Source organism: Acidisarcina sp., assembly GCA_035539175.1.
GTDB lineage: Bacteria > Acidobacteriota > Terriglobia > Terriglobales > Acidobacteriaceae > JANXZS01.
Genome location: DATLIY010000007.1, coordinates 1299692 through 1319350 on the forward strand (window position 1 = coordinate 1299692; position 19659 = coordinate 1319350).

The window sequence follows — 19659 nt, forward strand, 5'->3', positions numbered from 1 at the left end:
AGGTCCGCTACTCGCTCACCACAAAGGCTTAGTTGAGATTCGAAGCAAGCGCCTCCGCCTCCTCTACCCTGGCGGTTAGCTTGCCATTCCCTCGCTTCGCTTTACGGGCGGGATTCGCCGTTGCAACAGCGGTCTCCTCGACCTCAAGATCCGCCTGCTCGCAGAAGGGCCGGCCATAGAAGCTGTCGAGCAGGATGGTCCGAAACTCGCGGATCAGCGGGTAGCGAGGGTTGGCGCCGGTGCACTGGTCGTCGAAGGCGTCTACCGCGAGAGCATCCAGCCTGGCCAGAAATTCGGACTCCGATACGCCGGCATCCTGGATGCTGGCCGGGATCTCGAGTTCGCGTTTCAAGCCCTCAACCCATTGAATGAGGTTCTCAACCTGATCGTCCTTCGTGGCTCCGCCCAGGCCGAGGAACTGTGCGATCTCAGCGTAACGGCACTTCGCCTTGGGACGGTCGTATTGCGAGAAGGCTGCCTGCTTGGTCGGATTGTCATTGGCGTTATAGCGGATGACATTGCAGATCAGCAGAGCATTCGCTAATCCATGGGGCAGGTGGAAGGCTGCGCCGATCTTGTGCGCCATGGAGTGGCACGCGCCCAGGAAGGCGTTCGCAAAGGCGATGCCGGCCAGTGTTGCTGCGTTGTGCACCTTCTCCCGCGCCACCGGATCCTTGGCCCCGTTCTTATACGACGAGGGCAGATACTCCTTGAGCAGCCTGAGAGCCTGCAGAGCCTGTCCATCGGAGTACTCATTGGCCATGATCGAGACATAGGCTTCCAATGCATGGGTCACAGCGTCGATGCCGCCAAAGGCGGTCAGCGATTTGGGAAGGTTCATCACCAGGTTCGGATCGATGATGGCCATGTTCGGCGTCAGCTCATAGTCGGCGATCGGATACTTTTTGCCCGTCGCGTCGTCCGTCACCACGGCGAACGGAGTCACCTCCGAGCCTGTGCCTGAAGTCGTCGGTATGGCGATGAGCTTGGCCTTGAGACCCATCTTTGGAAATTTATAGATGCGCTTGCGGATGTCCATAAAGCGCAGAGCCAGGTCTTCGAAATCGACCTCCGGATGCTCGTACATGACCCACGCGATCTTGGCCGCATCCATCGGCGAGCCACCGCCGAGAGCCACAATCACATCGGGCTGAAAAGTATTTGCTGCCTCCACGCACTTACGCACCGTGGAGAGGTTCGGGTCCGCCTCCACTTGGTAGAAGGTCTCCACCTCAAGGCCCAGCTTCTTTAGTTGCGCAATCAGGTCGTCGGCATAACCATTGCGGAAGAGGAAGTTGTCAGTCACCACCAGCGCCCGTTTTTTACCGGCGATCTCCTTCAGTGCCTCGGGCACGCAGCCGCGACGAAAGTAGATGGATCCCGGCAACTTGTGCCACAACATATTTTCTGCACGCATGGCGACCAATTTCTTGTTCAGTAGATGCTTCGGTCCCAGGTTCTCCGAGATCGAATTGCCGCCCCAGCTTCCACACCCAAGCGTCAGGCTGGGCGACAGGCTGAAGTTGTAGAGATCGCCTATGCCGCCGTGAGACGAGGGCGTGTTGATCAGGATGCGCGCCGTCTTCATCTGCTCGCCAAAGTAGGCAACACGATCCTTCCGCTGGTCCTGATCCGTGTAGAGCACCGAGGTGTGGCCGATGCCGCCAAGAGCCACCAACCTCGCCGCAATCGCAACCGCATCCTTAAAGTCTGCAGCACGATAGAGAGCGAGGATCGTCGATAGCTTCTCATGTGCGAACGGCTCCGCCGTAGTTGCATCGCTGACTTCGCCAATCAGCACTTTGGTCGTCGCGGGCACGCGGATCCCAGCCAGCGCAGCGATTTTGGTGGCAGCCTGCCCTACAATCTTGCCGTTCACCGCGCCGTCTACAAGAATGATGTCGCGGACCGCGTCCAGTTCCCCACCCTGCAGAATATAACCACCGTGACGGGAGAAACGGCTGCGGATCGATTCATAGATCGAGTCGACGGCGATCACCGCCTGCTCGGAGGCGCAGATCACGCCATTGTCGAAGGTCTTCGACATGAGGATCGATGCAATAGCGCGCTTCTGATCCGCCGTCTCGTCAATGACAACCGGAGTGTTGCCGGCGCCGACGCCAATAGCCGGGGTGCCCGAGGAGTAGGCGGCATGCACCATACCGGGGCCTCCCGTGGCGAGGATGAGCTTGATCTCCGGGTGGCGCATCAGCTGGTTGCTCAGTTCAACCGTCGGCTCGTCAATCCAGCCAATAATATCTTCCGGGGCTCCGGCTTCGACAGCAGCCTCAAGCACAAGCCGGGCAGCAATGCAGGTGCACTTTCGCGCTCGCGGATGGGGACTGATGATAATTCCATTGCGAGTCTTAAGGCTGATCAGCGTTTTGAAAATTGCTGTCGAGGTCGGATTCGTAGTTGGAATGATGCCGCAAAGAAGGCCCATCGACTCCGCCATGGTGATCGTGCCAGCCTCGTCGTCCTGGCTTAGAATGCCGCAGGTCTTCTCATCCTTGTACTTGTTGTAGATGTACTCGGAGGCAAAGTGATTTTTGATAACCTTGTCCTCGACTACCCCCATCCCCGTCTCTTCTACCGCCAGTTCAGCAAGAGGAATGCGGGCATTGGCAGCAGCCAGAGCAGCGTTCCGAAAGATCTGGTCAACCTGCTTCTGCGAGAAGCCGGCAAACTTCTGTTGCGCGGCTTTGACGCGGAGGATAAGGGCATCCAGCTCCTCACTTGTGGTGACACGGTTTTCCTGCTTCTGGGTTGCTACTAGAAATGCCTCGAAATTTGTCATGCTCTCCTCTAATCTCTTGCCTGCTTTCGTTAGCAGTTGAAGGGTTGAAAGGGTGATAGGCGGGACAGCCATCTCAGGCCGGCCGGTGGAGGGATGGTGTTGCCGTTCCTTTGGCAGCTCATCTATTCGATAAAGTTATATCGATATCCACAGGACTGATGGTACCGGCAAGCGGCTGGAGAGACAGTGACAGCTATCACAGCCCGTCGAGTCTCTGACCTTGCGGCGCTTTTCTTGAGGTGTCTTTGCTCGAATTTGCTGGATTGGCTAATATCGGATGCTGTCGGAATTTCGACTGGCGGCTTTCGAGCAATTCCAAATTTGTTCCACTAGACGGAGATGAAATGGCTATCAGCTTTGCTACAGATATCCGCCCGCTATTTCGTGATGGCGACGTTCAATGCATGGGAAACGCGGGAGTTCATCTCGATGACCATGCCTGGATGCGTGTGCCCGCCAATGCGCAAAGCGTCTATGAACAAGTATCCGCAGGTACGATGCCGCCTGATGCACCCTGGCCAACGGATCAAGTTTCGCTTTTCAAGAAGTGGATGGATGCGGGCTATCCGGCCTGAACAAGGCGGATACGGCTTCTAAAATCTCCTGGCTCGCGAGTATCGAACCGACTTTACCGCTTACTCCGAACTTTGCCCGTCACACGCGGTACGAGTTCGGGCGAAGAAGACAGGATAAAGCGGCGAAACGCTCCTGCATTGCCTATAGGCACTGGGCCGGCAGGATAGGCTAGCGAGAACATGCGGGACAATTGAATCCCATGTACGCGCGCCAGCCGAAGCGTGCCTAAAGCGAGCTGGTTGCGTACTGCCCAGCGAGATACGAACGTTACGCCAAGCCCAGCCTCGACGGCGCTGAGCAGACCTTCCGTCGAGTCGAGTTCCATGATGGTTCTAAGTTCCTTCTTCCGGAGTCCGGCTTTTGCCAATGCCGCCTCAATCACGCGACGCGATCCCGAACCGAACTCCCGCATGAGCAAGGGCGCGCCTTTCAGCGCATCGATCTGGATTGTGTGCTCGGCCCATTCATGGCTGGCGGGTACAACCAGCACGATCTGGTCTTCCATAAAAGGTTCGATGTGAATATCCTTGCGTAACGCGGGACCCTCGATCATCGCCAATTGAATGCGGCGTGCAACCAGGGCGTCCAGCATTTCGTCTGTATTCCCGCTCACCGCAGAGATTGCGACACGCGGATGCTCGCGAAGAAATGCCGCAACGAGATTCGGCAAGACGTATTGTCCGATGGTTTGCGATGCCCCGAGAGCTAACTTCCCAGCATGATTCCCGGCCGCACTGGTCACGGCTTCGTATGCTTCGTTCGAGATTGTTTTTAGATGCTCCGCATAAGGCTGCAGGCGCTCGCCAGCGGGTGTGAGCGTGATGCGCCCACCACTGCGATCGAACAGAGGTACGCCGAATTCGTCTTCGAGAGCTTTGATCTGCTGGGTAACGGCAGGTTGTGTCAAAAGTAGTTCTTCAGCAGCTCGACTGAAGTTGAGATGTCGCGCAACTGCCCGAAAAACTGTGATCCGGAAATTTTCCATCTTCGCTCCAACCTTAGCCTCATGATTGTCGCAGAATATCCGGGCCGAAGCTGCACGCTTTAGCCACTGCAGCCGCAACTATAAGAAAGACGAATCCTCTATAAGAATTTCCGCTTGGACTGCGCCTGTCCTTCGCAAAGATACTGGCCGCAGGAGTGAGGATTGAATCCGAAGACAGTCTTTTTTATTGGAATCATTTTGACCGCAAGCGGCATGATCTCTCCATCGATTGCCCTGCTGGCAGGCATCGTATATGGCTTTGCTTTCGCTCATCCCTATCACCTGGAGAGCAGAAACCTCTCCCGCTTTCTTTTGCAGGCGGCTGTCGTCGGACTTGGCTTCGGGATGAACCTGCATCAAGTAGTACGCGTCGGCAAAGCAGGAGTTCTTTACACTGCGATCAGCATCTCCGCCGCCATGCTGCTTGGCTGGCTTCTGGGACGAGTGTTGCATGTTAGCCGAAAAGCAGCATTTCTGATCACGGTGGGAACCGCTATTTGCGGAGGAAGCGCAATTGCCGCGATTGCGCCCATCACCAATCCGGATGAGGAAGAGATGGCGATGTCACTCGGCACCGTATTCATCCTGAACGCAGTGGCATTACTGCTCTTCCCCATGATTGGCCTTGCATTGCACATGAGCCAGGTCCAGTTCGGACTCTGGTCTGCGTTAGCCATTCACGACACAAGTTCTGTCGTGGGTGCCGCCGCCAGGTACGGACCACAAGCATTGCAGATCGGAACAACTGTCAAGCTGGCAAGAGCTCTTTGGATTGTTCCATTGGCCATGCTCACCGCATTCGCGAGGAAGAGCAACGCACGGATTCGGTGGCCCTGGTTTATTCTGCTTTTCTGTCTCGCTGCCGTGGCTAACACATACCTTCCGGAGGCGGACAGGCTCTACCTAATCCTCAATCGCCTTGGGGGTCGTGGATTGACGGTCGTTCTTTTCCTGATTGGAACCGGACTATCGAAAGATACTCTCCGCCGTGTTGGCATCCGGCCATTTCTGCAAGGTATTGGCCTGTGGGCAATCATTGCGATCGCATCACTGCTTGCGATTCGTGCCGGATGGATCACTCTATAAACGACACAAATGATGTTTCTTTGTTCACGGCTACGTCTGGAGCGAAAGAAAATACCTGCTGTACATAAGGCCTATACCTCCATTGCGACGATGGAGACATGGATGACGGCATTTGACTGCGTCCTCAACGCAAGGCGGAGTGTGGCAGGATTCGTACAGATGGCGTCCCGCCGATTCGACTGCCTCTCTTTATGAGCAGGAATCCGAAGAGTGAGGAATTCTAAATGTTCGTTGGCCACTACGGACCAAGCTTTGCCGGCAAGGCACTCAAACAAGCAATTCCTCTGTGGGTACTGTTTGTCGCGGTGCAATTTCTGGACGTCCTCGGTCAATCTTTGTACTTCTCGGTATTGAAAAGGTTCGTATCGTGCCGGGAATCACCAAGTCGAGTCCGCTGGATCTTTACTACATGCCGTATACCCACAGCCTGGACGGAGCTATTCTTTGGTCGCTGGCTGCGGGAATTGTATATTGGTTGTTCCGCAGGACAGATGGTTGGCGTGCCGCTGCCGTCGTATCAGCCGCTGTCTTCTCTCACTGGGTCCTTGATTTGCTTGTTCACCGACCTGACCTCCCGATATACAACAACAGCCTGAAACTTGGTCTTGGCCTCTGGAATCACCCGGTAGCGGCATTGGCACTTGAATTTGCGGTCCTGTTCGGTGGCATGTACCTCTACTTGCGCACGACGGAAGCCATTACCCGAGGCGGCCGTTACGGGATGGTCGTCTTTGGGCTAGCGATGGCTTGCCTTCATGTTGCTGTATTTTTCGGCCCTCCCCCAAGCTCAGATCGAGCCGCGGCCATTATGGCGCTCGCAGGCTACGCCGTCTTTGCCGCAGCTGCGTACTGGCTTGAGAGGATGCGCGCTCCCAGGACAGCGCCGAGATCCATGCGAACACACTCCGCAATACCTGCAAGGTGAAATCTTAAGAATTCTGGTATTGGGCAAGGGTGAAACTGGGTCGCGGGTACAGAACGGACCCCCAATGGAAATACGAAAGCGGGCTTTGTGCCTGCCGGTAAGCTATTTATTTTCTTTGATTTATTTTGGTGGACCTGGTCGGGATCGAACCGACGACCTCTTCCATGCCATGGTGAGCATTGGGCCGCAAGTTATAGACGGTACAGCACTTACTAACCGGTATAACCGGCAAAAACGGCACAATTGGCACTATTTGCTGCCAAAATGCTGCCAAATTTTGCCCAGCGGGCCAATGGGCTGACTGTGTGGGTCAGCCCGATTTTCTTCAGTCGGATAAACGTCGTAGGGTGATCTTAGTGGTCTGCCATTCGCCAGAAGCTTGATCTTGCGGAATGTGCATTCTCAGCTCGTCTGGTGTGATCTCAATCAGTTCCTCCTCCGGCAAAAGCCAGATATGGAAAAAATAGTGCGGTACGCGCTCGATGGCAGTATTCCATTCATTGCGTGTCAGAAATATCTCGCGTGAGTCGCGTGCTGAGGACTTGACCTCAATAAGCTTGGCGATAGGCTCCACGACGCCGATGTCGTAGGACTGCACATCGTAGCCAGCGGAGTTATCATCAAGTGCGACCCAGCGCACAGTATTGGTTATCCCCAAACCCGAGAGTCGCCGATTTTCGTAGTCGATGGTGAGCTGCTCCGCCCGACGTCCTTGCTGCTGCTTTCTGTCATCGTCTGCCCGGCGCGCTTTGCGTGAGAGTTCGTCCCACCATTCCCTTATGACAGTGGAAGGGGTTCTGGCAAATAATCCAGCAGCCTCAAAACATTGTTCTTCGTTGGTACTCAAAGCAGTCCGAATACGCTCCCGCCCCCACGGGGAGAGCCTTACCCACCAGGGTCGTGCTTCCTCGATAAAACTCCAGATGGCATCTCGGAAGAGAGCTGTCGCGTCTTGAAGATGCTCATCCCGTGCGCTCGTCAAGCCACTCAACACCACGGCCATTTCATAGTCGTGATAGGCATCATCGGGAGAGATGCGCTTTAGCGTGGAAATAATCTCCGTGAGCGGTACCTGACTGTGGAGTGCAGCATACCGGCGGATAGCGAGCAGCCCATTGAGCGCGCTCATCGACAGTATGCGTTCTCGTTCGAGAACTGACACAGCTATTATTCCTCCACACCGCTGTCAGGTGAGAATTCCTTGCCCTCTAGCTCCTCAATGAGATCAATGAGATCGGCCAACTCAATCCCATAATCCGTTGGATCCGCCGCATTCTCTTCATCGAGCGCGATTTCATGGAGGTCTGGATCATCAAGTAACTGCTGCAAGCCGCGGAGTTTAACTGCCAATCGTCGGTTGACCGAGCGGTCAATGCTACCGATCCCCTGTGGAGCTACCGATTGAAAGATGTGAATATTCGTTTCGGTTCCTGGTGCTAGACCAAGGCGGTGAATACGATCTATGGATTGCAGATAATGCGTGGTGTTGTAGCTACGGTCGAGATAGATCGCCTCATGGCAGACTTCATGCAGGCTGATACCTTCGCCAGCAGCGGCAGGATTGGCGATCATCACTGAGCAGGCGGAATCTTCGTGAAAGCGCCGGATACGACTTTCACGTGTGTCAGCGCCTTCCTGTTCGCCGGTAGGAATGGCACCGTAAAGCGTCACTGGATTTAACTCTGAAAGCAGCCGTTCCATTTCGAGGATTGTATTGGTAAAGATCGTCCAGATAACGCATTTACGGTTATTGCGCGCCAATTGGCGTGCCAGCGCCGCTACCGCCTGCATCTTTTGCGATGGGCCTTCTTCCATCACCTTGTCGATAATCCCCGAACCTATCGAAGAAATATCGGAGAATTCTGCCATTGATCGCAAAGCCGCAATAGGGTTGACCGATAGTTGCAGAAGCGTCATCACGGAGCGTCGCGCACCATAAATATCCACGCGCCGGTCGTGCTTAAGAGAGCTGAGCTGCTTCAATGCTTCGCTGCGGACAATGGAGTAAAGTGCAAGTTGGCTGGGACTCATCTCGACATGCTTGAATTCACGATGTGGCTTCGGAAGACCAAGCTCACTCTTGGTTGTTCTCACATAAAGATTGCCCAGTACCTGCCTGGGTGCGGTCCCCTGAGCTATCCTTCCACCCAGCCCTGCACCTGGCCAGAGGAAGTCCAACTGAGATTGCAAATCCGATGGGGATTGAGGCATCGGAGTTCCACTCAGAATATCCCGCCGTATCGGCAAAGTGCAGATGCCAAGCAATACAGATCCCCGCTGAGACGAATAGCCTGCTTTCATGCGGTGCGATTCGTCAAGCACCAAATGAACGGGATGGCGTGCGAGATAGGTCGCAATAACGCTCGGAATCCGAATTAGCTGGTCATAGGTAATCAAAAAACGTGTCGCACCAGAATCCAATGTGCGAATGATCGCGTCCTCACCACCCGTCAAGGTCGTGAACGGCTCCGCGCTACCGTCTGTTGCACCTTCATCAATGCAGTCGCGGACGGCGTCCTGCCAAGCCATAAATGCGTTTTTAGGAGCAACAACGAGCAGGTGTTGTCCCGGTTTCCGGGTAAGGATATCTAACGCAAGCGTAACGGTCGTCTTGCCAGATCCGGGTACTGAGAAATTCGCGCCGTTGGCGACTGAGAGCAGGTACCCGATATCTCGATTTTGGAATGGCTTGAGGGCGCGTTTAGTGAAGGAGAGGGCGCGTAGGCGGGTGTCGATCTCATCTCCGCCGAGCGTCGCGGTCAACGTGCCGCGTGCTTCTCTTACTGCCTTGTAGTTCCGTACAAACTCATTGATCTTCTCTTTCGCGAGCCCGATGGGCCGTAAGACGAACCCTTGTTGGCGCTGAAGCGGAGCAAACTCACGCACGAGCGAAAGCGCCGTTACCCAGGGCACATTCAATTTATTCAAGGCCAGCTCGTAATCATTCTCGATAGCCATCGCACGCTGAACGACGCGCTCCCAAATGGCATCTTCGCTTACGGCCTTCAGTTCGAAACTACCTCGCAGGGTCGAAGCACTGTACGTGATTTCGATCTCAGCCATAGCCAACTCTCTTTTCCGGTTTTACGCCGTCGGATTCGCTTTAGCTGGGTCAGGCAACTCACTCTTTAGTTTTTGCGCTCGTGCTATCACGCTATCGAGCTGCGCGGCAATGGCGGCATGGGTGGACGGGTCTGCTGTGGAAATGTCGATCTCAAGTAGCTTGGTATTGGCATCGCGCGCTGCTTTAAGAGCGGCCTGACCGCGTTTCTCGTCCTGTTCGGCTGAGCGGATGCTCTCGCAAACTGAGATTAGTTCCGACGCGGTCTCGTCCCGGCGGGACGGATCGTCGAACACCTCTATAAGAGGTTTGTAGCTTGTGCCTTCGTTCTCTTCATCGAGATCGATGTCCAGCGAACCAGTATCTTCCTGCTTGTCGGTCGGTGGTGCTGTCATGTCAACACCGAGCCGCGCGGCAAGTGCCTCCGCTACATCCCCTGATTTCTTGCCGAAGCTGAAATTGAACGCATACGCGCGAACCCCTAGTGATTTAGAGTTGTCCTGGATCGTAAAAGCGATGCGACGGCTCAGTTCGAGCTCCTCACCGGTCTTATCTTTCAGAAGCCGAGCCATATCTCCGAAAAGTTGCTGGGCTCCGCTTTCAACCTGCTGGTAATCTTCCGGTGTGCGCTTCCAATCTTTAAGGTAAATCTCCGCATGAGAAAGCGCCTGAAGCGCAATGTCCACGTCTTTAGCTTGTTTGCGCATATCACGCGCGATCTCGTCACGCGTAAAGCCAGTCAGCATGAGGTCTTTGATTGTTAGTGCCTCATTTACCCAGGTATAGGGCAGTTTGGTTTCAGGCTGCATTTGCAGCTTAACTTCGATTTCCTTGATCTCTTTGTCTGTGATGGCAGCCGGCAGAACCCTGCAATTGACGTGGCTGAAGCTTTGAGTGCCCGCTTCGCCGGAGGTGTAAAGCTCGCGCATCGCCGCAAGACGACGGTTGCCGTTCACCACAACGCCAGCAGCGGTAATCAGAAGCGGGTCGGTCTGTCTGCCCTCAGCAAGCACATCGACGATAGGGCTGATCGACGCTGTGCCTTCGCGGGAAAAGCGATCGAGGATGTCATGCTGCGCCTGCTGCGATTCTTGATTTTCCTGCCCGGCAGTGAAGAAGTCATCAGCAATGTCGTGTGAGCGGACATATTGGAGTTGCGCCGTGCGAGTGCGCCCGTTGGCCATGCGGTAAATCGGCAACTCGATGGGGAGACGCACTACTGGCAACAGCTGCGAAGTATTCTGATACTCATAAAATGCCGAGCGCTCCACCGGATTTTCGCAAGCCACGGCGACCTGCGCTTCGCGTTCATGTTTCGGAATGACTTTGATTTTGTATGCCATAAGCTCTCATTCAAATGCAACAACCAAGATGGGTAAGGTGATGATGCGGTCGTAAAGCTGAAGCTCGCCGCAGAGCCTATCATAGTTGGCGATGTTGCTGCCAAGGCGCAGTGCTCCTGATTTCGTAGGAACGGCGAGTGCTGCCGCTTCAATTTTGTTTCGGGAGAACAGGTATTGCAGCTTCAGCAGATCGTAAAACACGCGGCTGACGTTGCCGGTCTGGATTTGAACCGCCAAGTCGTCCTTTTGGCTAAAGACCGTGACGGCAGCGAAGTTCGGCGCAATCGCAAACTCATCAGACCATCCCTCGCGCGTCAATTCATTACGTAAATGATCGCGGATTGCGATCGTCGCATGGGCCTCCACCGTGATGGAGGGGGCATTAAAGACGTCAGTGATCCATTCGTCGAGTTCTCTCTTTTCCCACTCGACCTTGCCATTGCGGTGAGAGTACCCCTCGACGAAATTCATTCACACCCTCCTGGAGGCGGCTCATATACCGGTTTGTTCATCGGACGCACACGAAGTGTGCCAACGCGGAGTTCATTTATCCGGCTATTGGCGATGTCTATGTACTCCTGTTGGATGTCGCAACCGTAAGCCTTCCGGCCATTCTTCAATGCTGCGATGGCACTTGACCCGACGCCTAGATAGGGATCAAGCACCGAATCATTCTTGTTAGTCAGGGCTAAGACAAGACGCTCAACTAGGCCCACGGGAAACTGGCACGGGTGTTCGGTCTTCTCGACGTGATTAGCTTTCACGTTTGGAATATCCCAAACGTCAGATGGGTTCTTCCCGAGCGGATTGCCCGACAACTGTCCTCGCTTCGGCCCTTTAAAATGCTTTTTGTTCGGATATTTGGAAGGCACCCGCACTTCATCAAGGTTGAAAGTGTAATCCTCACCCTTGGTGAACCACAGGATAGTTTCGTATCTTCCGGAAAACCTCTTCTGACAGTGCAGCCCGTGACCGAAGCTCCAGATAATGCGATTTCGCAGGAACAGTTTGGTTTCTTTGAAGATTGGGTAGAGCAGAATATCGAGCGGGAAGACTTCGCCGTCATCGACGTAATTCCCTACCTGCCAGCAAATGGATCCTTTTGGATGTAGCAGACGCACCGCCTCTTTTATACAGAGATGCTGCGCTTCAAGATAATCATCCAGCGAGCTTTTTGTCTCGTATTCTTTGCCCAAATTATATGGCGGAGAAGTAACGATGAGTTTCATGCTTTCATCGGACAGAGTCTTCATGAAAGCGATATTGTCCTGGCAGGCGACAACCGCCTCAGGTTGCCGTATCACTGTCGGCATAGTCCGAGTTGCTTTGCGGACAGGTAGGGGAAGAGGGATTACTTGGGCAGACATACTCATGCGCGACTCTTTGCGAACAGGGGCCATTGTTCTTCGACATAACGTTCTGCCGCATCACGAACAATCCACGCAACAGAAACCTTTTTGCGCTCGGCCAGTTGCTCGAGCGTCTGATAGAGATCGGGAGGGAAAGTCACGGACGTCCTTGGGGACTTGGGAGGCCCCTTACTTGAGCGCGCCTTTCGTTTCGCATTCGTCATCACGACATCTCCATCGATGCACCACTTTACACCACTACGGTGCTGTATGCTTAATCATGAGCATACTCAGAGAGCGAGCATCTGTCCAGGGAGATTTTCCCTTTTGAAATCAATGATTTCTTTAGAGCTTAGCGGATCGATTGTCCCTGTGCTATAGCGTCAACTGAACAATGGAACCACGCTCGATGAACCAGGCGGTAGCTGCTTTCACAAGCGGCTCTCTGGTCATCAACGAGATGCGCTCATGTGTGACACAAATCGAGCAGCCAGTGCCCTTGTTCTTCTACTTATTTAGCATAGATATACAAGCCTTGTGTTTGCAAGAAAAATATGGTATTTTTTCTTGCAACATGTAGTGAATTTATATGGCTCAAGCGATTGAAAATACGATCACATATCGCATCCGAGGATCGGGGGGAGGGTGGGCATTCTCTCCGCGCGATTTTCTGGACCTTGGCAATCGCTCGACTGTCGATTCTGCCTTGCACCGGCTGGCGCGGAAAGGCAGCATCCGCCGGGTCATTCGGGGGATCTACGATTATCCGCGTTTCAGCAAGATGCTGGACCAGCAGCTCAGCCCCGATCTCGACCAAGTCGCCAGAGCTCTGGCGCGAAAGTTCCGTTGGCGCATTCAGCCCAGCGGCGCCACGGCGCTGAATTTTTTGGGACTCTCGACTCAGGTCCCGGCGCGCGCCGTTTACCTTTCCGATGGTCCCGACCGCCTCTACCAAGTGGGCAACACACCGCTGATTTTTGAGCACACTGCTCTCAAGGAATCGGGGACTAAGCTGAAGGAAAGCGGATTGATCGTGCAAGCGCTTAAATCCCTCGGTCCGGAGCAAATCACTCCAGAAACCATCGCCAAGATTCGGGAGTGGCTACCCAAGCCGCTACGCTCCAAGGTCCTGGCCGATACAAAGACGGTGACGGGATGGGTCTACGACACGATCCAGCAGATTGCCGGAGAGGATTGACATGGACAAGATCGCTGCTGGATCGGCAACAGACAGGCGGGATTTGTTTGGGGAATCAGCAAGTCGGCTTGGGATGAATCCCGCCATTGTCGAAAAGGATTTCTGGGTCTGCTGGATTCTCAAGCACCTCTTCGGGGAACCGTCACTCAGGGAGCAGATAGTTTTCAAAGGTGGAACCAGTCTGTCCAAGGTCTTCCACTTGATCGACAGATTTTCTGAAGACATCGACCTGATTCTTGACTGGCGGCTACTCGGATATGGCATAGCGCAAGGCAACGATCCCTACCAGTCCGTCCAGTCAAAAACGAAGCAGAGCCGGTACAACCAGGAAATGAATGCCAGAGCCGCAGAGTATATTCGCGGAACGCTGCTTGCCCAGTTGAACCACATCTTCTCCCGTGTTACTGAGTTGCACGCCAGTATTGACGAATCCGATCCGCATACGGTGAACGTTCGATTTCCCGCAGCCTTCAGTGCGTCCTACATTCGTCCCGAGGTCCGGCTGGAGATAGGGCCGCTTGCCTCATGGGTTCCTTCCAGTGCTCAGACGATTCGCCCCTATGCGGCCGACTCGTTTCCCAAAGCATTTGTCGAACCTGATTGCGCCGTAATTGCAATCGATGCAGAACGCACTTTTTGGGAAAAAGCGACGATTCTCCATCAAGAAGCACATCGGCCTGGTACTGTCCCAGCCCGCTACTCGCGGCATTACTACGACCTTTACAAACTGGCGGGGAGTCCCATCAAGGATGCAGCTTTAGCCAATCGAGATCTTCTTCAGGCCGTGGTCGAATTCAAGGAACGGTTTTACTACTCTTCCTGGGCACACTACGATGAGGCGCGACCGGGCTCATTCCGGCTGCTTCCCCCGGAAAAGCAACGAGACACTTTGGAACGGGACTACCGCGCTATGCGCGATATGTTCTATAGGGAACCGCCCACATTTGCAGAGATACTGAATGCTTTGCAAACTCTTGAAAATGGAATCAATGTGATGGGATAATGCCCAACCGATGGGGTGATCGCCGGGTTCAATGAGTGCACCGCGAATCACTTTCCAAAGAAATCAATAAGCAGGCCGCCTTGCTTGATGAAAAACGCTTTCGGCGGCTTGACGATGTTCAATATAACCATTGAAATGCACGATAACATTTGCCAGGTTAGCGTGCATAAAGTGTGACGGAGCCACATGTCAGTTCACGGGTTCTAGGGTTCCCGCCATACTAAGAAACATTAAGAGAAATCTGCAAACAGGTCAGCAGGCGTGACCGAAAGCGCTTTTGCCAGCTTGATGATGTTCTCCAATGCAACGTTTCGTTCGCCGCGCTCAATACCGCCAACGTAGTTGCGATGCAGCCCGGCTCGTTCGGCCAACTCCTCTTGGGAATAGCCCCGTTCTTCGCGGAGTTGCCGCAACCTTGTGCCAAATCGAGACTTAACGGAGCGTGTCGCCACACTCCTATGCTTGAGCTTAGACCACTATGAGTCTACACACGATGCGTGTGATATTGTCTCAAAGAGCAGATCGCCGCGCATCGGGAGCCAGATTCACGGCGACAGGGTAAAATTGCGGAATTAAAGGTCTGACGGCCATCAACCTAGTGCGAGAATCTAACGAAATTGAGGATGAGTCCATGCAGGACAACTACATCGAATGCCCGGAGCTTACGGGCAAGACGATTCAGATGTTTCGTATCCACCGGGATGCCGGTGATGGAACCAACGTCGAGATTCAACTTACGGATGGAACCAGCTTTTCTTGTGTTCTGAACCACAAGCCCGAAATCAACACCACCTTATATAAGGGTGGCATCGGAACCCCCGAAATTCTTTTCAGCCACGAATTCTAAGCCTGTCCAGGCGCCCAAAAGCGGCGCGTTATTCCTAACACGCCTAACGCGCTGCACGGAATTCATTGGACGCGGTATCGGTTCCGCCCTAACTTTGCGCCATGGCTGACCCACACGGTCAGCGGAGGTGCAAAGTGAATCGATTCCGCCGTCTCTTCCGTTCCGATGCGAGCAGCAATCGGCTACCTGTTCCGCCTGGTATTCGTCGGGCACAACCCTTCCTGAAGAACACGCTCTTCCCGGCCATCCGCACGATGGCTCCCACCCTTCTTGCGCTCTCTCTGACGAGCGTTGCCCACGCCCAGGGGACGATGGACTTCTCCGGGGCGACCACGCTGATGACCACCTTCAAAACCTTCGCCATCTATGCGGGCGCCGTTATCTGTTTCGGCGGACTGATCTTCGCCGGAATCCGGATGATGAGCGGTCGCTTTGCGGACGCGATTCCGGGTCTCTTCGGCGCGCTGTTCGGCGCCGGAGTGCTGGGCTGGGGAGCGGGCTGGATTGGCAGCCTCACTGGTCAGACCATGCAGTAGGAGGCGGCCATGACCAAGCGAGGAGAACCGTTATCAATCAACCAAGCGCTGAATCGACCGAGGGCCAAGCTGGGCCTCGACCTCACAGCATGGATGGCGATCGTATTCGTCTGCGTAACGGTTTTCCTCGTTGGGTTCCGCATGGTAGCGATGATCGCGTTTCCCGCGCTTGCAGTGAGTGCATGGCTGATCGTCCGTAGACATCCGAAGATGTTCGAGCTTTGGGGCTTGAGCCTGAGCCAGAGGTCCTACTATGACCCGCGTAGACACTGAGCAATTGAAATATACACCGTGGTTCGCCAAGACGGGAGCCGCGTGCAGCATCGTTCCGATTGCACGCTTCGTCAATGATCGGATCTTCGCGTTAAAGGGCGGCGGCTACGGCTGCCTCTTCTCTCTCGTCGGCCTCGACGAAGAGGGCTTGATCGACCAGGAACTTGAAGCGGAGATGCGGTCGATTGAGGGCGCGCTCCGCGGGTTGCCCGAGGGGTCGTGCTTGTATCAATACACCCGTGTCACGTCAGGTTTCGATCTACCGCGGAAAACGAGCTACGCCAATCCGGTAACGCAGGTTTTTGTGAATGACCGGCTGGTCTTCCTTGAAAAGACGGCGGGCTTTCGCCTAATCGATCTGCATTGGTGCCTGACGCTGGAGCCGCCGAAGGCAACCGCATTTGCCCGGAATCCCAAAGAGCATGACGTGGACACCTTACGGATGCTCGCCGACCTCGAAAAAACGGCGACGCTGCTTGAAGGCCATCTCGGCAGCTCATTGGGTCTCAAGCTACTTGAGAAGAATGCGGTCTATCAGTTCTTCAGCTACCTGTTCAATCTTGAAGAGTGGGCGGCAAAAGACAATTTGTCTGCCAATGACGGCGTGGACCGCCAGATCGTAACGAGCCCGGTTGCATGGCATAGCGACCATCTCACCATCGGTCGCAGATACGTTCAGATGTTTTCGCTAAAGACCACGCCGGAAGCGTCCAGGCCATGCCTGTTCTCGGGCCTTCTGACACTCGACTGCGACAGCATCCTGTGCTCGACATGGCGGCCAAAGTCCACGACCGCGGCGCGCGGCGAGATCGACGCCCAAGAAAAGTTTATCTCGTTTTTCAAAGTCGGCGTGTTAACGCGCGTGATGAGCGGACGCGATACGGCGTCGCTTGAAACAGGCGCGGGCGCGCGCGCCGCCAATACCCAGGTCGATGACCTCGGCGAAGTCATCCGCTCGCTCGACAAGAAAGCGCAGGGCGAATACTCGCTGCGCTTCCTTGTGGCCGCGCGTAGCGTGGACGAACTGCGCGGCATCGCCCCCGCTGTGCATCGCGTCTTCGTCGATGCGCGGGCGCAGGTGATGGAAGAAACGCTTGGAAACCTGTCGGCGTTCTATGCGCTGTTCCCCGGCAACCAGAAGTTCAACGTCTTTCCGATGTGGCTGGCCGAAGACCATCATGCACGTCTGTCTTCGATCTTCGCGCCCAATCTGGGCCATCCATACTCAGAGGACTTGGACAACGAGTACCTGAGCGTCTTCGAGACGCGCACACGGACGCCGTTCTTTCAGGACGTGTATGTAGACGGCGTGCGGGTCATGCTGATCCTCGGACCGACGGGCAGTGGTAAGTCCGTGCATGGGAATCTGTCTATCGCCCACGAACAGAAGTATGGCGGGTTCACCTACATCTTCGACATCGGCGGCAGCTACGAAAGTGTCGTCGAACTGTACGGGGGCCGCGTGGACCGCATCGGCAAGGACGGCCCGCGCGTGAATCCTTTCGCGCTGGAGCCAACTGAAAGCAATATCACCTTTCTCTATTCGTTCGTGAAGCTCCTGCTCATGAACGGCGGCGCGGAGTTGGAACCCGAAGACGACGACGTGATCCACAAGGCCGTGCGGGATATGTACCTGCTCGACCAAGAGAACCGCCGACTGTCCAATCTCTTTCTGCCTAAGAAGTTGGACAGGTACCTGTCGAAATGGGTTGGCAACGGTGTCTATCACGCAGTCTTTGACAACGTGGAGGACAGTCTCTCGTTATCCCGTCTTCAATGCTTCGACTTCCAGGGCGTGAACAACGAGCAATACGCTGACCTGATCGAGCCGGTCATGGTCTGGCTTCTGCGCCGCATCAATGACGTTCTTTACAACCCCGCCAATCTTGGCGTACCGAAACACATCCTCATCGAAGAAATCTTCTCTTCGATGAAGAATCGCCAGTTGCTCGAAGGCGCGCTGGCCTCCATCAAGACCGTGCGCAAAAACCTGGGCGGCGTGACGATGATCGGCCAGTCCGCCGAGGACCTGGGTGCGAACGCCGATTCGATTGTAAATTCCTGCACGTCGTTTCTCTTTCTCAAAGACGCCACCTTCAACCGGAAACGGTATGCGGAACTGTTCAAGATGAACGAACAGCAGCTCGCTCTCTTCGAGAGCCTGCGCGACCGCGAAGGGTTGTATATGCGCCGTGACGGTCTGACCAAAGTTGTTCGGCTCAACCTTGACAGCCGCAGTTACGCAATCTTTTCGACCAAGCCGAAAGACCGTGTGCGCCGCTCGAAGCTGATCGCCAAGTACGGACTCACCGAGGGCATCGCACGCTTTGCCCAGGGCGAGACCGCATAACCCAAACTCACCACAGAAAGGACACGAACGCCATGAGACCCCCTTTTCCTGTCGCTATCGGCCTTGGCCTGATGCTGGCCTCCGGCCAGTTGCACGCCACCGACTCCCATCCGCTTCAGCCCAGCGCGCCGCGCACGGTTATGGTCACGGAAGCGGAAACGCCACCGCAGGTACGTGCGGGCTTGCTCCAATCGACATTGATTGTCTTGCCCGCCGAAGAGAAGGTCGCCAACGTTTTCGCCGGCGACACGGTGGATTGGGTCTTCGACGGCGGTCATGTTGCCTCGCGCTTTATCAGCGTGAAGCCCAAGACGGCCAATAGCACCACCGACATCCACATCGTCTCCGATCACGGCAACGAATACACCCTTCAGTTGAAAGAGGTTTCCAGTGACCCGGACCCACACTTCGATTCCAAGGTCTTCATCAATCCAGGTGACCAAGGTGCCAAGGACCGCTTGGCGCAGCTTCCCGTCTTCGTTCCCGCGGCCGAGTTGGATAAGGCAAAACAGGAAGCTACTACCGCGAAGACCGCTCAAGCCGCGGAACTTAAAGCGGAACAAACAAAGGCTGAACAGTACCGCAGCGAGTATCCGGGTACGCTGCATTTCGATTACGCATGGGACGAGAAGAAGGGAAAGGGACTCGGCCTCCAACAAATCTGGCGGGACGACAAGTTTACCTATCTGCGCGGTCAATTCCAGGAGACGCCCGCGCTCTATGAGTTGAAGGACAAAAAGGGTTCGCTCATCAACTTCGATTTCAACAGCGGACTTTACACCGTGCCGAAGCAATTGGAAAGCGGGTATCTCGCCATCGGTAAGCAGAAAGTTGAATTCCATCGCACGGGAGGCGCGAAGTAGCCATGACCGAGCAGATTCCCAATACGCCCGCAACAATCCCAGAACAGCCGGAGGCGAAGCCCCCGCTGCGCAAAGGGATGCCTGTAGTCATCGCGCTTGTGGCGATCCTCGGCATTCTCGGCATCGCCAACGTGTCGAGTCTGCTGCGCGGCAACAAAAAAGCGACCCCAGTGAGCGCCTTACCCACGCGCCCGGTTTCGCCGAACGCGCAGCAGGTATCGAGCTTCGAGACTGAGCAACAGTTGCAGGCAAAGCAGGATGCCGAAGAACGGCAGCGCCAACAGCAGTTGACGGCAGCCATGCAGCAGCTTCAAGCTGCCGAGGGCGCGCCCGGTCCTGAGTACGCCAGTGCCTCGCCGATGACTGCGGCGCAGCGGGACGCAATCTACGGCGGCAGCCCGAATGCGCCGCAGCGCACCTCCTCTGTTTCGGAAGCCCAGGCCGAAGCCAAACAAAAAGCCTTGGCG

Annotated in this window: 18 protein-coding genes; 10 read left to right on the forward strand and 8 right to left on the reverse strand. The window is 55.1% G+C overall.

All coding sequences use genetic code 11. The annotated features are described in order from the left end of the window. Window positions 1-28: 28 nt before the first annotated feature. Window positions 29-2797: a bifunctional acetaldehyde-CoA/alcohol dehydrogenase gene (gene adhE / locus VM554_08150; protein HVJ08343.1), complete on the reverse strand. Its 2769-nt coding sequence runs from the start codon at window positions 2795-2797 to the stop codon at window positions 29-31. A gap of 245 nt (window positions 2798-3042) precedes the next feature. Here adhE and VM554_08155 point away from each other — a divergent pair, with 245 nt between their 5' ends. Then, entirely contained in the window at window positions 3043-3372 is a 330-nt protein-coding gene (locus VM554_08155; protein ID HVJ08344.1) for a hypothetical protein, read from the forward strand. A gap of 53 nt (window positions 3373-3425) precedes the next feature. Here the strand turns inward: VM554_08155 and VM554_08160 are convergent, their stop codons facing one another. Next, window positions 3426-4358 carry a LysR family transcriptional regulator gene (locus tag VM554_08160; protein ID HVJ08345.1) on the reverse strand — a complete coding sequence of 311 codons (933 nt, stop codon included), beginning with the start codon at window positions 4356-4358 and terminating at the stop codon, window positions 3426-3428. Window positions 4359-4520: 162 nt separating this feature from the next. Between VM554_08160 and VM554_08165 the strand changes: the two genes are divergently transcribed. Continuing rightward, a complete protein-coding gene (locus VM554_08165; GenBank protein HVJ08346.1) occupies window positions 4521-5444 on the forward strand; it encodes a putative sulfate exporter family transporter in 924 nt (307 codons plus the stop codon). 1250 nt (window positions 5445-6694) lie between these two features. Here the strand turns inward: VM554_08165 and VM554_08170 are convergent. Genes VM554_08170 through VM554_08190 form a run of 5 tightly spaced genes read right to left on the reverse strand, consistent with a single transcriptional unit; the run spans window position 6695 to window position 12026 of the window. Then, window positions 6695-7531: a DUF3883 domain-containing protein gene (locus VM554_08170; protein HVJ08347.1), complete on the reverse strand. Its 837-nt coding sequence runs from the start codon at window positions 7529-7531 to the stop codon at window positions 6695-6697. Window positions 7532-7536: 5 nt separating this feature from the next. Next, complete coding sequence (locus VM554_08175; protein ID HVJ08348.1) at window positions 7537-9432, reverse strand: DEAD/DEAH box helicase; 1896 nt, start codon at window positions 9430-9432, stop codon at window positions 7537-7539. 21 nt (window positions 9433-9453) lie between these two features. Continuing rightward, a complete protein-coding gene (locus VM554_08180) occupies window positions 9454-10773 on the reverse strand; it encodes a hypothetical protein (GenBank protein ID HVJ08349.1) in 1320 nt (439 codons plus the stop codon). Between the two features lie 6 nt (window positions 10774-10779). After that, the gene (locus VM554_08185; GenBank protein ID HVJ08350.1) at window positions 10780-11244 is read right to left on the reverse strand and encodes a BglII/BstYI family type II restriction endonuclease; all 465 of its coding nucleotides are present in this window, start codon (window positions 11242-11244) and stop codon (window positions 10780-10782) included. Then, window positions 11241-12026: a site-specific DNA-methyltransferase gene (locus tag VM554_08190; protein HVJ08351.1), complete on the reverse strand. Its 786-nt coding sequence runs from the start codon at window positions 12024-12026 to the stop codon at window positions 11241-11243. The genes VM554_08185 and VM554_08190 overlap by 4 nt, the downstream gene beginning before the upstream one ends. Before the next feature lie 685 nt (window positions 12027-12711). On the opposite strand from VM554_08190, the gene VM554_08195 reads away from it, so the two are divergent. After that, window positions 12712-13320: a DUF6088 family protein gene (locus VM554_08195; protein ID HVJ08352.1), complete on the forward strand. Its 609-nt coding sequence runs from the start codon at window positions 12712-12714 to the stop codon at window positions 13318-13320. 1 nt (window position 13321) lies between these two features. Next, on the forward strand, window positions 13322-14323 hold the full coding sequence (locus tag VM554_08200; GenBank protein HVJ08353.1) for a nucleotidyl transferase AbiEii/AbiGii toxin family protein: 1002 nt from the start codon (window positions 13322-13324) through the stop codon (window positions 14321-14323). Between the two features lie 230 nt (window positions 14324-14553). Here the strand turns inward: VM554_08200 and VM554_08205 are convergent, their stop codons facing one another. Next, window positions 14554-14775 (reverse strand): helix-turn-helix transcriptional regulator, encoded by a 222-nt coding sequence (locus tag VM554_08205; protein HVJ08354.1) that lies wholly within the window; start codon window positions 14773-14775, stop codon window positions 14554-14556. A gap of 179 nt (window positions 14776-14954) precedes the next feature. Between VM554_08205 and VM554_08210 the strand changes: the two genes are divergently transcribed. The 6 genes from VM554_08210 to VM554_08235 all read left to right on the forward strand — a co-directional run. Next, window positions 14955-15170 (forward strand): hypothetical protein, encoded by a 216-nt coding sequence (locus VM554_08210; GenBank protein HVJ08355.1) that lies wholly within the window; start codon window positions 14955-14957, stop codon window positions 15168-15170. A 134-nt stretch (window positions 15171-15304) separates the two neighbouring features. Then, window positions 15305-15706: a hypothetical protein gene (locus tag VM554_08215; GenBank protein HVJ08356.1), complete on the forward strand. Its 402-nt coding sequence runs from the start codon at window positions 15305-15307 to the stop codon at window positions 15704-15706. Window positions 15707-15715: 9 nt separating this feature from the next. Then, window positions 15716-15979, forward strand: coding sequence for a VirB3 family type IV secretion system protein (locus tag VM554_08220; GenBank protein HVJ08357.1), 264 nt, complete (start codon window positions 15716-15718; stop codon window positions 15977-15979). Continuing rightward, window positions 15960-18329, forward strand: coding sequence for a hypothetical protein (locus VM554_08225; GenBank protein HVJ08358.1), 2370 nt, complete (start codon window positions 15960-15962; stop codon window positions 18327-18329). Before VM554_08220 ends, VM554_08225 begins: the two co-directional genes overlap by 20 nt. A gap of 32 nt (window positions 18330-18361) precedes the next feature. Further along, window positions 18362-19192, forward strand: coding sequence for a TrbG/VirB9 family P-type conjugative transfer protein (locus VM554_08230; GenBank protein HVJ08359.1), 831 nt, complete (start codon window positions 18362-18364; stop codon window positions 19190-19192). A gap of 2 nt (window positions 19193-19194) precedes the next feature. After that, a partial coding sequence (locus VM554_08235) for a hypothetical protein (protein HVJ08360.1) occupies window positions 19195-19659 on the forward strand: 465 nt, incomplete at its 3' end.

What these genes read in the sequence shown, in the direction of transcription:
- VM554_08180 (HVJ08349.1), bottom strand. Translation starts at nt 10,773, where the DNA reads ATGGCATACAAAATCAAAGTCATTCCGAAACATGAACGCGAAGCGCAG.
- VM554_08230 (HVJ08359.1), top strand. Translation starts at nt 18,362, where the DNA reads ATGAGACCCCCTTTTCCTGTCGCTATCGGCCTTGGCCTGATGCTGGCC.
- VM554_08225 (HVJ08358.1), top strand. Translation starts at nt 15,960, where the DNA reads ATGACCCGCGTAGACACTGAGCAATTGAAATATACACCGTGGTTCGCC.
- VM554_08220 (HVJ08357.1), top strand. Translation starts at nt 15,716, where the DNA reads ATGACCAAGCGAGGAGAACCGTTATCAATCAACCAAGCGCTGAATCGA.
- VM554_08200 (HVJ08353.1), top strand. Translation starts at nt 13,322, where the DNA reads ATGGACAAGATCGCTGCTGGATCGGCAACAGACAGGCGGGATTTGTTT.
- VM554_08190 (HVJ08351.1), bottom strand. Translation starts at nt 12,026, where the DNA reads ATGAAGACTCTGTCCGATGAAAGCATGAAACTCATCGTTACTTCTCCG.
- VM554_08160 (HVJ08345.1), bottom strand. Translation starts at nt 4,358, where the DNA reads ATGGAAAATTTCCGGATCACAGTTTTTCGGGCAGTTGCGCGACATCTC.
- VM554_08195 (HVJ08352.1), top strand. Translation starts at nt 12,712, where the DNA reads ATGGCTCAAGCGATTGAAAATACGATCACATATCGCATCCGAGGATCG.
- adhE (HVJ08343.1), bottom strand. Translation starts at nt 2,797, where the DNA reads ATGACAAATTTCGAGGCATTTCTAGTAGCAACCCAGAAGCAGGAAAAC.
- VM554_08210 (HVJ08355.1), top strand. Translation starts at nt 14,955, where the DNA reads ATGCAGGACAACTACATCGAATGCCCGGAGCTTACGGGCAAGACGATT.
- VM554_08175 (HVJ08348.1), bottom strand. Translation starts at nt 9,432, where the DNA reads ATGGCTGAGATCGAAATCACGTACAGTGCTTCGACCCTGCGAGGTAGT.
- VM554_08185 (HVJ08350.1), bottom strand. Translation starts at nt 11,244, where the DNA reads ATGAATTTCGTCGAGGGGTACTCTCACCGCAATGGCAAGGTCGAGTGG.